This window comes from Streptomyces sp. LZ34, from assembly GCF_053890475.1.
On record NZ_CM132680.1, the window covers coordinates 173,138 to 186,352 of the forward strand.

General features: G+C 70.6%; 7 protein-coding genes and 3 pseudogenes. 5 read left to right on the forward strand and 5 right to left on the reverse strand.

The genetic code is table 11. The features are described from left to right. Window positions 1-254: 254 nt before the first annotated feature. Window positions 255-533 (forward strand): hypothetical protein, encoded by a 279-nt coding sequence (locus ACWY4P_RS00815; RefSeq protein WP_456208142.1) that lies wholly within the window; start codon window positions 255-257, stop codon window positions 531-533. 266 nt (window positions 534-799) lie between these two features. Here ACWY4P_RS00815 and ACWY4P_RS00820 read toward each other — a convergent pair whose 3' ends face one another. Beyond that, window positions 800-4,987, reverse strand: coding sequence for a HEAT repeat domain-containing protein (locus tag ACWY4P_RS00820; protein ID WP_456208143.1), 4,188 nt, complete (start codon window positions 4,985-4,987; stop codon window positions 800-802). Window positions 4,988-5,203: 216 nt separating this feature from the next. Between ACWY4P_RS00820 and ACWY4P_RS00825 the strand changes: the two genes are divergently transcribed. Continuing rightward, complete coding sequence (locus ACWY4P_RS00825) at window positions 5,204-5,389, forward strand: hypothetical protein (protein ID WP_456208144.1); 186 nt, start codon at window positions 5,204-5,206, stop codon at window positions 5,387-5,389. A gap of 983 nt (window positions 5,390-6,372) precedes the next feature. Here the strand turns inward: ACWY4P_RS00825 and ACWY4P_RS00830 are convergent. Continuing rightward, window positions 6,373-6,885 (reverse strand): hypothetical protein, encoded by a 513-nt coding sequence (locus ACWY4P_RS00830; protein ID WP_456208145.1) that lies wholly within the window; start codon window positions 6,883-6,885, stop codon window positions 6,373-6,375. Between the two features lie 488 nt (window positions 6,886-7,373). Between ACWY4P_RS00830 and ACWY4P_RS00835 the strand changes: the two genes are divergently transcribed. Further along, window positions 7,374-8,174 (forward strand): hypothetical protein, encoded by an 801-nt coding sequence (locus tag ACWY4P_RS00835; protein ID WP_456208146.1) that lies wholly within the window; start codon window positions 7,374-7,376, stop codon window positions 8,172-8,174. A 698-nt stretch (window positions 8,175-8,872) separates the two neighbouring features. Here the strand turns inward: ACWY4P_RS00835 and ACWY4P_RS00840 are convergent. Beyond that, window positions 8,873-9,748 (reverse strand): alcohol dehydrogenase catalytic domain-containing protein, encoded by an 876-nt coding sequence (locus ACWY4P_RS00840; protein WP_456208147.1) that lies wholly within the window; start codon window positions 9,746-9,748, stop codon window positions 8,873-8,875. A 214-nt stretch (window positions 9,749-9,962) separates the two neighbouring features. Here ACWY4P_RS00840 and ACWY4P_RS00845 point away from each other — a divergent pair. Together ACWY4P_RS00845 and ACWY4P_RS00850 are read left to right on the forward strand one after the other, a co-directional pair. Beyond that, window positions 9,963-10,069 (forward strand): annotated as a pseudogene (locus tag ACWY4P_RS00845) (IS5/IS1182 family transposase); the annotation flags it as partial. 249 nt (window positions 10,070-10,318) lie between these two features. Then, window positions 10,319-10,477 carry a hypothetical protein gene (locus tag ACWY4P_RS00850; protein WP_456213384.1) on the forward strand — a complete coding sequence of 53 codons (159 nt, stop codon included), beginning with the start codon at window positions 10,319-10,321 and terminating at the stop codon, window positions 10,475-10,477. Window positions 10,478-12,152: 1,675 nt separating this feature from the next. On the opposite strand, the pseudogene ACWY4P_RS00855 reads toward ACWY4P_RS00850, so the two are convergent. Next, window positions 12,153-12,599, reverse strand: a pseudogene (locus ACWY4P_RS00855) (aminotransferase class III-fold pyridoxal phosphate-dependent enzyme); the annotation flags it as partial. A gap of 50 nt (window positions 12,600-12,649) precedes the next feature. After that, a pseudogene (locus tag ACWY4P_RS00860) lies at window positions 12,650-13,039 on the reverse strand (amino acid kinase family protein); the annotation flags it as partial. Between the last annotated feature and the right edge of the window lie 176 nt (window positions 13,040-13,215).

Below are 13,215 nucleotides of genomic sequence, written 5' to 3' on the forward strand. Positions count from 1 at the left end.
CCTCGACTCCAGCCAGGGACTGGGCGAAAGCGGCCGCAACGGGGATGTCAGCCCCCCGACCACGCCCGTACGGTAGTGGTGACCTGGGCAAACTTCGGTACGCCGGGAAGTCTCGCGCAACAGTTGCCGCAACAGTCAGCCGCAACACATAACCGCAACGGTTGGCGCAACAGATGTCGCAACCCGGCACGGTTCGCGTCCGAAGGCATGGCTCCGTCGATGCCACGGCGGGATTTCCCGGCACCACTCTCATCGTGGGCGAGTGGCTCTATGAGCAGTGCGTCCGGTTCGACGAACTACACGCGGGCCAGCAGCGCCTGCTCGCCGATCTCGGTATCTCGCCCTCGCAAGCCCGCTCGGCACAGCGCCGCCGCAAGAACCTTGCCCAGGCCTTCGCAGCGGGCCGCGCGCATGCGCGCGGCTACGCCGCCGTCCACGTGAGCGAGCGGCCCATGCGTTGGCCCAGCTCGCCAGAAGCCGGCGGGAGCACAGCTGACAACTCCGGCGAGCCCCGGGCCGAGGGGCAGGCCTGAGCGGAACCTCCCCCGTAGGCAGGCTTGCCCAGGCCGGGCCGGCCGGGCTCCGCTGACCCGCCGTCTCGCCCGCACGGCAAGGACCTGACCCGGGTCGTCGATCCGGCACGGAGCGCAGGTCCCGCCAGGGCGCCCCCGTCCGCAACCGCCCGCAACGCACCGTTCAGCACCTGCCGGTGATCCCGTCAGGCGGCCTGCGAGATCATCAACACACGGCAGTATGGGAGCTATCCGCGGCCGGCTGCCTCGTGCCCGCTCGCCGTGATTCAGCCCGGCGGCTCCTGTTGCGCCACGCGGGCGAGGAGATCGGCGTAACGGGCGCGCCGGTCCGGGCGGGCGCGGGAGACAGCACGGCGCAGCGCGGGCACGGCTGCCGGGCCGACGTGGACGAGGCCGGTCTCGGCGGTCTGACGGACGGTGACGTGCGCGTGGTCGAGCAGCGACGTGAGCGCCGGGATCGCAGGCTGCCAGCGCGCGTGCGCGAGCACTCGGATGGCGCTTCGCACCACGTCCGGCTGCGGGTCGTCGAGCAGCACCTCGGTGAGCCGCAGGTGGGTCTCCCGGTCGAGCAGTACGCGGGAGGAGCGGTGCGCATGCAGCCGGATGCCGGTTTGGGGATGCGTCAGCAACTCCCGGAGGAGATCGGCAAGCTCAGATTGCGGTATCCCCATGGCGTGCTCGGTCAGGTGTGCCAGGGCGCGGCGGATCCGCTTCGGGTCGCCGGACCGGACCAGGAGCATCAGCTCCTGGCGGGAGGGCGGTCGCGGGGGCGCAACCGTGGCGCGATCGCGCAGGGCGCGGAGCGCTGCGGCGTCCTCCTCGGCAGCGTCACGGCCGCGCAACGGGCCGTCGACGAGGATGAGCCGGGCGTCGGGGCGGCGTTCGCTCAGTCGCGCCAGGGCCGGGGTGCGCAGCAGCGGACGGCCGGCGAGCAGGTCGAGCAGGCCCGTTGCCCCGGCGGCGATCCGGGGCTCCAGGTGGGCGGCCAGGACGTCGGCGGGCACGTGCCGCAGGGCCTGGGCGGCATCCGGGCGGGCGGCCGCCGGCCCTTGCTCCCACACGTGCAGGAGTACCGGCAGCAGCGGCTCCAGGTCCCGCGCGTCGAGCCCCGCGGCGAGGCGTGCGAGCCGGCCGGCCCGCATACTGTCGCCGAGCAAGGCCTCGGGATCGGCCTCGGCCAGGGCGCGGCGCAGGGCGCCGACGAGCCCGGAGCTGGCCGGCACGTCCGCCCGACCGCGTAGGTACGCGTCGAGCACCACCGCGCGCCCGTCCGGCTCGGGCCAGGCCAGGAGCGTGCGCGCGGCCGCGTCCCGGCGGACTGGGACGTCCGATGCCAGCATGCCCAGCAGCCGCTCCCGCTGTGCCGCCGACCGGGGCTGGTCCAGGTCGCCGACCTGTACGACCCGGGGCGTGGGAACGGCGGCTGCGGCGCGCGCCACCTCCGCGAGCGTCCACGCCGGGACGCCCAGCGGCTGAAGCTCCGTCATCCAGTCGACGATCGCGGCCCGGACGTCCGGCGACGCGTCGGCCTGGACGTCGATCAGCATGGCGAGCACGGCCCGAGAGCCAGGCGCGCCCGCCCGGTGCCTGAACGCGGCCAGCGCCTCCACGCTCCTCACGGCGGCGGCGAGTTCGGCCCGCCAGGGGCCGTCGTCGCACGGCTGCTGTGCCCGTCCGTCAAACTCCCCGTGTCGGGACGTGGTGGGCGACTGGGCGCTTCGTGCGAGACCAGCAGCGGGTTCGCAGCGCCGGGCTGTGTTCTCGCACGCCCCCTCGTCCCCGACGCCGAACGTCTCGCGCAGCAGTCGTGCCCGCGCTGCGTGCGGGGCGGGGGCGAGGCCGGTGGCGGCCAGTTCCCGGTCGAGGTCCGCGCGGACGACGACCGCGGCGCACAGGCGCAGCAACTGCAGTGTGGAGCGGCGGCCCGCAGGCCGCGGCTGAAGGGCTCGGACGGCGGCGACGACACCGGCTGCGACCGTCGGCCGCAGGCGGGGCGCGACTGCTTCGAGCAGCTCGATCAACCGGTCCCGCCCGTCGGCTTCGGCCTCCGCGAGGCCGTCGAGCAGCACCGCCACGCCGCGGGCGAACGCGGCGCATTCGTGCGTCTGCCACGGGCCGGGACAGACCTCGGGCAGCACCCGCAGCACGGCGCGACGCGCCTTTGCCGAGGTGGCGGCGAGCTCGAGCCAGTCGACGAGATATGGACGCAGTCGTCCGCTCAGGGACGCGGCGGGGCGGCCCGAGGCTCCCCGCCCGCCCATCCCGCCCGCGCCGCGCTCGGCGATGCGCAGGGCGAGGGTCGGGTCCCAGCCCTCCTGCGTCAGCCGTCGGAGGTCCTCGTCGTCCTGGTGCGGGCCAGGAGTGCCGGCCAGGTCGGACAGCAGGCGGGCGCTGATTCGCCCGTCGGCCTCGCGGGCCGCCGCAGCGGTCACCGTCGCTGCGTACGCCTCGCCCAGCACAGAGCGCAGCGCCTTGACGACGAGGGTACGCAGGCCGGGGTTGTCGTCGCGGCCGAGGCAGTGGAGGAGGGGCGGCACGGCCTGGGGGGTTCCGGCGGTGCAGAGAGCTCGGGCCGCCGTCTTGCGGACGTTCATGTTCGGGTGGTCCAGGCAGTCGGCGATCGCGCCGGACGCCCAGCGTGCCCCGGCCTGCCCGAGGGCGGTCAGGGTCTGCCGCACGGTCTGCGGGTCCCCCGTCGGGCCGGTCAGGGCGATCAGGCCCGCCGACAGGGCCTGGACGCCGTCCCCGGCCGTGTCCCTCGCGAGCAGGGCGACGACGTGCTTGCGCACGTGCCGGTCGGGGTGGCGCAGCAGCCGGTGGACCCGGGACCGGACCCGGCCGTGCGAGGTGTGCGGCAGGTCGAGCAGGAGCCTCAGCAGGACCGCCTGTTCGCCGGCGGCGAGCCCGGGCCGGTCCAGCAGCCCGAGGGCCAGGTCCGCGACGAGCGCGTGGCCGGCCGCCTCCGCGTCGCCCGCGTCGAGCAGGCACACCGGGCGAATCCGGCCCCGCGCGTGGAGCCGCCGCCCGAGGCCGCACAGCGCGTCCACGGCCTCCTGCGCCACCGCAGGCTCGCGGTCCGGAACAGGGCCGGCCGTGCTGGCCGCTTCCCAGGCCGCGGCGAGGTCGCCGACGACCCGCAGCAGCAGGTCGGCCAGGACGGGCAGGGTGCCCGGGCCCCCGTTCGCGGCCAGCCGGCACAGCGCGGTGACGGGCTTGTCCGGATCCAAGTGGGAGGCGAGGACAGTCAGTTCGCGCTCGTTGGGGCTGCCGAGGTCGGCAGCCACACGGGCGGGCAGCTCGGTGGGATCGAGCCGTGCGAGGATGCGCTGCCGCAGTTGCGGATCGGTGGTGAGCAGCCAGAGCAGTTCGAGGGCCCGGTGGCGTACGGCACGCAACTCGGGCGCGATCTCACCCGGTTCGGGTGTACCGAGGCCGAGGCCCATGGCGAGTGCGCGCACGGTCCGGTCGCCGCCGACGGCCTCCAGCGCGTCGAGCACGACGGCCGGCGCCTTCGCAAGCGCGGCGAGCACGGCGTCCTCGGCCTCGGCGGCGCGCAGGGCGCGCAGCGCGCGCAGGAACGGGCCGGGCGCGGGCGCGAGCGGTAGCACGCGGGCTATCTCCGCGGCCACCGCAAGCCCCGCCGCACCCTGCCCGTCCAGCGCGACCAGCAGGTCGAGCCGGCGCGGCCAACCGGGGTCGTCCGGCGCGGCGTCGACCAGCAGGCGCAGCAGCTCGTGCCGGCTGGTGAACAGGATGGTCGCCACCGTCGGGGCCGGGATCGCGTGGTCGGCCAGCGCCAGAGCGAGTACGGCCGGGATGTCCGGGTCGGTGATGAAGTGCCCGCGCCGATGCATCGCGCGCAGGCAGTCCACCGCTGGCCCGCCGAGCAGCAGGGGGTCCTCGGCCGCGAGCGCGAGGACGGCGGGGACGTCGTCCCGCCGCGCTGTCTCGCCGAGCAGCCCCAGGGCCCGCCGACGCACCCGGGGCTGCAGCTCCCGGTCCTCGGCTGCCCGCCTCAGCAGCTCGCCGTGCCCGTGACGGGCGGCGGCCGCGAGCGCGGCGTCGGCGGTCGCGGGCGCGAGCAGCCCGGTCAGCCGCTCGGCCGGCAGCGGATCCAACGCCGCCCAGGGCTCGGTGAGTTCAGCCAGCGCGCCGATCACCACGTCATCCGTACGGGAGTCCAGCAGGCCGGTCAGCACAGCACGGACGAAAGCGGGCTCCAGCACCCCCGCGTGGAGTCCGTCCCGGGCCAGCCGCAGCGCCTCGCCCTCCAGCACCGCGTCCCCGCTGCCTGACAACTCCTCCACGAGCGCCGCCGCGTGCGGCGCCGAGCCGATCTCCGTCCCCCGGACGGCCTGGTACAGCAGTTCCCCACGATCCTCGCGCCGCAGCGCCCCCACATCCCGGGCGATCTCCGCGCGCAGCAACGCCACCCGCACAGGCGCGACCAGCACCTTAGCGGGCCACGCCCGCCACTGCGGCACCGTCCCGCCGGCGGCATCGACCCACGCAAGCGCCTCCTCGGGCCTCAGAGGCACGCCGGGGTGTAGCGAGACACAACGGGCCGGGACCGAGGCAGTGTTCGAGGGGCTGCCCGAGGGAGTGATCACCCCGGGATCGTAGTCCGCCGCCCGGCACGGGCGGTCAGTCCGCAGTGGACCGCGGCCACGTTGATCTCCGACGTGATGTTCCTGATGCCCGCGTTCGCCGTTCTCGTTGTCGCGTCCCTTGTGGCGGGCGTCATCGGCTTCGGACTCGTCCGGTCGAACGGCGCTCTGATCCCCTCCCCCGCGGTCAGCCACAGGATCGTCGCCTGCGGCGGCACCCTGGCGATCGGCCTGTCGACGTCGGCGTGATCATCGCGGCTATCAGGTAGAGGGGGCCAGGCCAGGGGTGTGCTCCTCCGCGTGGAGGTGCACACCGCTGGCGGAGGAGAGGCCCGATGCACCGCACTCCCCCACCGTCGGTGCGGGCACCCGGTGCGGTTCACTCCCGGCCCGGTGGTGCGCATCGCGGCGCGGAAGCACGCACCAACACTGCGCACCGGTTGACGCGACAGCGTGCGGGCCGGGTCCGGGAGGGAGATCTCTCTCCTGAGTGCGGCATCGCACACTCATAACGGGGCAAATACGAATAAGTAGCGAGTTTGGTCAGGGAGATTTGCGCGAGCTGGTGAACCTGGTCAAGGGGTACGCACCGGGTGCGCGGCCTCAGTGCGACGGTATTCTTCCGGGCGGTCTCCTGGCAGACGATCGCGGTCTTCGGCGATCTGACGGTTGCGCTGACCGTGCGCCAGATGCCCCAGCACCTCCAGCTCCCGGGCGCCCAATGCCGTCAGCGTTGCCGGTGCCTGCGTCGGCTCGGCCTCCCGGTTCGGTCGGCCGTTCAGCTGCCCCCGGCGGCTTGCCCCCGACGCGCACACTGGGCGTCGGTGTTCGGCGGGATCAGCGGGGCTTGAGGCCGTGGAGCAGGTGGTGGATCAGGTGGTGGATCAGGTCGTTGATGGCTCCGAGGGCCTCCTGCCCGGCGAGCCTGTCACTGGCCGCGAACGAGGCGAGGCCGTGCAGGCCGACGCCCGCGATGCGCGTGAAGCGCTCGGGATCGCCCTGGAGGATCTCGCCGCGTTTCTATGCGTCGACGATCACCCCGAAAGGGCCCCCACCGTCCGGCCGACGGCGGCGGCCGTCTGCCCGGAGGCGTCGGGGTCGTGCTTTCGGGCGTACATCAGCTCCAGGAGAAGGCGTTGTCGATGGCGAAGTCGAGGTAGGCCCGGGAGACGGACTGGAGCCTCTCGGGCGCGACCGCCTCGGGCTCCTTCTCCTCAGCCAGGCGCTGCTGCTCAGCCTTGTACGCGGCCGCCCTGGTGGCCTCGGGCCGCGACGGCTTCCCTGCGCGGGGTGCCGATCGCCTCCAGAAGCTCCCCATCGAGCAGAGCCAGTCCGGCTTCGGGCCCAACATGGCGACGACGGACCCGTTCACCGCCAGGGGTGGGAGGCGCCGCTGCTGCCCGCGCCGCGAGCGACCCCGCCCGTCGCGCCCGCCGGCCGTCCCAGCTCGGGTGATGCCGATGCAGCACCGCCACGTTCCCGCCCGCCCGCGCCAGCACCTCCCACGCCTGGTCGGACAGCTCCAGCCGGGCCCGGGGCCTGGGCTCCGCACGGCCCTCCGTCCGCGCCGCCTCCAGCCAGCGCCACACCGTCCGCACACTCACCCCGCCGACCTGCGCACCCGCACGCACGTGGGCCGTCGTCAACGCCCCGGCCGCATCCAGCTCCAGCAGCCGCGCAACCAGCACCGGCCTGGACACTCTCAGCCCCGCCGTCACCTCACCCCACGCGCCCGGCTCCCCCACCGGACAACCTCCCGCCGCAGACACCAACACCCACCACGGTGCAGCCGCGCAGCCACCGAAGGATCACAAGTGCCGTTCCCATGACAGCGGAACAGGGCAAGGTGTACCGGCCCCATGACAGCAACACCCCCGCATACACCACTCCACATCAGTGACCTCGCCCTTCCTCAACCCCCAACCAGCGAAAACCTCCCGGCCTGACACGCCGTCACTGACACCCACCCACCGACACCGAACCGGCACATCGCACACATCACCAAAACCACCCTCGAAGCCATCCGCCTGGACCACCTCGCCGAACAGCACTACCGCCCCCGGCACCAGCCCGCCCGGACCCCGTGAGCCGGAGCGACGTCACCGCCCTTGCCGCAGCCGCGGCCGTCCCCGCGCAGCGCAGGCTCGTGGCAGGGGCATGGCTGCAGACCCCGTCAGCCGCACCGGGCGCTTCCCGCGTACGGCCGCTGCCTGGGGAAGCGACTGCCTCATACGTGCAACGCCTCGCCGGGGCCCACCAGCTGACGCTGCCCCAACTCCTCGACGGCGCCGACATCACCCTCCACCGCCACGGCACGCCACCGACCGCCGAACTCATCCTCACTCCGGGCGCGGCCCGGCACCTCGCCGCCCCGGCCCGCATCCCCCTCACCCGCCTGACGCGCACCCTGCCCCGCCTCCCTCTCAGCAACGCCGCCCACGGTACCGACGCGGCCGCGCGCTGGAAGCGGCCCGAAGCAGGGCAGCAGCCAGTACGTGCCTGCACCCTGTGCATCTGCCACCAAAGCCACGGCGCAACCCACACCGCCTGGGTACACCCACCGCCGTACCGGCTGGTATGCCCCCGCCATCACCAAGCCGCCCCCGACCCACGGCTCACCTCCACCATCCGCACCTGGGCGGTGCCCGAACTCGCCGCTGCCCACCACGCCTACCAGCGCCTGCTGCGACACCCCCGCACCAGCACCGCCTGGACCACCGCACGCACCATCACCACCCGCTGGTACGACCACCAGCAACACCTCACCCACCGCTGGCACACCCGCCTCAACCAGCCCTGCGCAGCCAACCCCCATCTGACCACCACGGGCAGCGCCTCCCCCGCCCTGCTGGCCCGCGACCTGGTGATCTATCCCGAAACCGGTGCCCTCGCCCGCGCACTCGCCACCCTGCCCAACCGGCCCGACGACACCGACGACGCCCTCGCACTCATCGCCCGTCGCCTCAGCCTGGCCCACCTGACCCCCACCGTCCACGACCCGCTCCACGCCTGCCTCACCCACACCCGCCGCTGACCAGCACAAACAGCCCCTGAAGCCGCCAGAGAGCCCAGTCGCCCATAGACGCACCACTACACCTACCGAGAAACCAAGATCATTCCCACACAACTACAAAAACCGCAGGCCAACCAGCCGAACAACCAAACCGAACACACCACCAGACCACGCCCATCACACCAGAAACGCGACCCGCCCCCAGCTCCAAATCCCAACCGAAAGACAAGACACCAGACCAGAACAGCCACACCCCCTGAACATCACTGCTCCGTCACAATCGCCTCACTGCCACGCTCGCCCTCTAGGATCGAGCCTGACCTGCGCCGGAACCGCTCATCTCCATAGGGGTTCTCAACGACGTCAGGGAATCTCAGACAAATCGAAGTCCCGCAGCTCAAGCCCTTCAACACTTCAGGCCATAGATGCACGCACCGTCAAACGTGCTGGTCATCGACCCGCTAACGAAGTCAAGATCAATCTCATACACAGACAGGGGCTCAAGCCGACGGAGCAGCACACCATCTCACGCACCTGAGACGAGGCGAGAACTCACCGTGCAGGTGAACGTCATCTTGGTCGACGACACGCCTACCGGAGACCTCGTTCATGTGAGCGCTGCAACACACCGCAGCGATCGGATCGTGACCAGCACCAACCCGCACCGAGCCCACATCTCAAACACGCCCCAGCCACCAGGTGCTCGATACGAGTTGCCATCACGGCATCACCACCAAGCGCTGCACATGACCGTGGTGCATCCGCTCGAAAGCTTTCTCCACATCGTCCAGGGAAATCGTCTCGGCGACCAACGCCTCCAGGTCAAGCCATTCTTGCAGGTAGAGATCAACCAGCATCGGGCGGTCACTCAAGGGCAGGCAGTCACCGTCCCGGGACGACTTCAACACCCCGCCGTGTCCGAACATGTCCACAAGCAGCAGTTCCAGCTTCATCTGCGGAGCTGGTACGCCCACGAGCACCACCCCGCCAGCCAGGTTGCGGGCGCAGAACGCCTGCTCGTAGGTCTCCGGGCGGCCGACCGCATCGATGACGACGTCGACGTCGAAGCCGCAGGCATTGATCGTTGCGCCGATGCCCGCTATCACGTCGCAGCCCAGCAGACTGGCCACGGCCGGGGAGACAGCCGGGTCGACCTTGATGCACTGACCTGCCGCCACCAAAGTCTTCTCCACGAACGCGCCAATGCCCAGCACCGGCGACAGCCTGGTGCCATCCAACAGGGTCATCTTCTGCACGGCATTGCGCGTGTCGAAGCAGTACCAAGGACGCCCGCGCAGACACGCCCGGCACTGGCCGCACACCGCCCGCCAGTTCAATATCACAAAGTCTCCGGGCGCCACGTCTGTCACACCCTCGCCGACGGTTTCCACCACACCCGCCGCCTCATGCCCCAGGAGGAAAGGGAAGTCGTCGCTGATGCCGCCCTCGCGGTAGTGCATGTCGGTGCGGCAGACCCCGCAGGCCTGGATCTCCACAACGACCTCACCCGGCCCCGGATCCGGCACTACGACCGTCTCGACCGAAACCGCCTTCCCCTTCCTGCGAGCAACCACACCTCGTACCTGCTCAGCCATCTTCGGGATCCTCTTTCACTGCAATACATATGACTGTTACCCAATCGATCCGGCTCGTCAGATCACCCGCGCGATGCAAACCCGGTCAATTAGCCGAGCTGTTCACTGAGAAGTCACGCAGATAGGCGCGGTGACAGCACCCCGATAGCAGGACAGGCTCAAGCCTTGATGATCACGGAGCTGCCACACTCCGTGATCACCGGGCGGATGACCTGTGCCTGTCCTGCCGTCATGGCTGACCGAACCGCTCTGGGATCAATCTGCGGCGCTGCTGCCTGAGCAAACGGGTACCACCCGGACCATCCGCTGGACTGTCACCAAGAGGCTCCACGGCGCACCCGTCGAGCACCGGCCACCCCCCGGCCGAGCCGAGGGCCACCGCAGCGTGCTGCTTGGACGCCGCCGACATCGTGGCTTCCGGCGGCGGCCCAGCACTGGCCACCGCGGTCGGCGCCGCCCGTCCTGGCGGCGGACAGCGCCGACCGGGCCGAGGGATCACCGCGCCGGGGAAGGCGGGCGTCTGGGGGTTCACCGTCGGCACCGCCGCACGGAACGGCAGTCTCCTCATCGATGCCGCCCTGCCCCCGCGTCGACGGCCTGCTGAGCGCCGTGCTCGACGAATGCCGCCGGACCACCAGGTCGTGGACCCGGGCGTCCCGGGTCCGGCACACCCCGGCCCACACCGGCCACCGCCAGCGCTCCCGGCCGTCCAAGGTCCGGAGCACCTGATGGGCCAGCGCAGAGGCGTGCGGCCGGGAGGCGTCAGGTGTCCTCCCGCTCCGAAGGCCACCAGATACGCGTCCATAGCTGGAACTCCCCCCGCATCGACACGCTGTCCGAACAGCGATAGTCCACCCGCTGACACAATCAAGCCGCACAAACTTTTGAGGCTTGATTGTGCCAGCCCTGCCCGGTGCAGCCAAGAATGAGACGGCCGTTTGCCCAGGTGCCGCGTACCGTGATTTCCTCATCCGTAACGCGGCTGCGCGTCGTGAAAGAAACGCGTGAGCCTCGCTGTTCGCAGTACACCCTGTGCACTCCTGATAGCAGGGATCCGCGGTGTAACTCGCGTGAAGAACTCGGCACTCTCAGGTTGTGATGCGGGGCCCACGAGCACGTCGAGAACGGTTCCATCACGACAGAAGCAGAATACCTGCGTGTCTACGGCAAAGATCCCGTGCAAGGGTGTGAGATGTCGGCACTACTGCCGAAAGCCTCTGATCCAGGAGGCTTGCCGTGCGGCATCAGCAAGCTACGGAGCCAATCGGGCACATGCTCCTCGCCGCGAGGGAAGTACTGCAGGTCCTGCACAAAACTTGCGGCATTCAAACGAGACACAAAGGCGGGTTCCGAGTCGCAGTCGAAATCAACACTATATGCGCGGGATCGGTGAATCATGCGTTCTCCCGCGAACCATGTACCGGCGCCCACTCACTACATGGCTTATCGTAGATCACCCATCACCCGCCATAACCGCCAGAGAAGGAGAGATCCACCCGGCATCCTTCCCTTTATAATCAGCAAACAACCGCGCCCGATCCGCTCTGATCACAGACAGCATGACGTACTCGAACTCCGCCCATCCCCGTAGTGCGTAGCCAGCAAGCATGCATAAGACCTGGTCCATGTAGTCATTCGCCGCAAGACTGATACCCTCTCTCGTCATTTCCTTGCCCACATTCTCCGACCATTCCCCTGCCTGGCGGAACCGGAGCACATGACATCAACCCCTGCATGACATCAGCACCCAGAGTGCCGGAACCGGGAACATCGATGTCAACCATTCACGCACCCAGAATCGTCAATTCCCGCACAAGGACACTCCGTCCACTCACCAACCGCGGCGGACACCCGCCAAGTGCGCCAGTCACCCAGCAGAAAGACATACCACCCCCGATCAGCCGCAACTCTCCCCACCCGTCCAGAGCAACAACGACAAGGCCACCGAATACCCCCGCCACCCCGACCCCAACCACCTGACCAGCCGCACCCCCACCAAGACCACCCTCTACCCCGGCAACACCAAAATCACCCCGCCCAAAAGCTCCACCACACCAAGAACCACTCGCCACACCAACCTCAGCAGCAGCCACCAAGCCGTCCAGGAAGACGACGGAAGCGTCTCCCCCACCCTCGCCGACCACCACGGCACTGCACAACTCGCCATCGACACCGCCACACAGAAGCTCACCCAGCGCCGCACGCTGCCCTTCGCTGACATACACGGCGACCAGCCCACCGACTGGCCCGGCACCAAGGGCTTCGTCGGAGGAACCGACGACACCAAAAACACCGGCCTCACTCACCTGGGCGCGCGCGACTACGACCCCACCACCGGCCGGTTCCTCTCGGTCGACCCGGTCATGGACCTGACCGACCCGCAGCAAGTGAACGGCTACACCTACGGCACATGGGTGACCTCGCCGGGCAGCGGCAGGAACGGAGCCCGCTTGGCGGGTTGGCCGGTGAGCGCGAGGGAGCCCTTGGTACGGCCGTGGAAGGCGCCCTGGGCGGCGACCATACGGCTGCGCCCGGTCACACTCCCGATCTTGAACGCGGCCTCATTGGCCTCGGCACCGGAGTTGGCGAAGAAGACCCGGCCCGCGCGGCCGGCCAGTTGCAGGAGCCGCTCGGCCAGCAGCACGGGCGGCTCGGCGACGAACAGGTTCGATACGTGGCCGAGCCGGCTGATCTGCCCGGTGACGGCCTCGGCCACGGCCGGGTGCGCGGTGCCGAGCGCGTTGACGGCGATGCCGCCGAGAAAGACCAGGTAGCGCCGGCCGTCGGCGTCCCAGAGAGTGGCGCCCTCGCCGCCTGCCAACGGCAGGCGCGGGGTGCCGTAGGTGTCCATGAGCGAGGCCTGCCAGCGTCCCGCGAGCCCGCTGTTCCCGGTCCCGCCCGTCACACGCCCTCCTCGATGATGTCCGGCATGACCAGCGTGCCGATCTCCTCGCGGGTGAACATCTCCAGCAGGACGGAGTGCTTGACCCGGCCGTCGATCACCCGCGCACTGCCGACGCCGTTGCGCACCGCGTGCAGGCAGCCGGCCATCTTGGGAACCATGCCGTCGGCCAACTCGGGCAGCAGCTTCTCCAGTTCGTCGGCGGAGAGCCGGCTGATCACCTCGTTGCTGCGCGGCCAGTCGGCGTACAGGCCCTCGACGTCCGTGAGCACGACCAGCGCGTGCGCGTTGAGGGAAGCGGCGATGGCCGCGGCGGCGGTGTCGGCGTTGACGTTGTAGACGTGGTCGTCCTCGGCGCTGCGGGCGATGGAAGTGATCACCGGGATCCGGCAGGCACGAGGAGCGGTCGGCGTGCTGCGGTATGCCGCCGCCGTCCAGCCAGGCGCGCGCGGGGCCAGCCGCACCGCCCGACCCGCCACCTGAACCACCAGCGATCCGGCCTCCGCCCGCTCGCCGGCGAGTTGCTCGCTCATCCGCTGCCACACCCGCTCGGCCACGGCGAGCT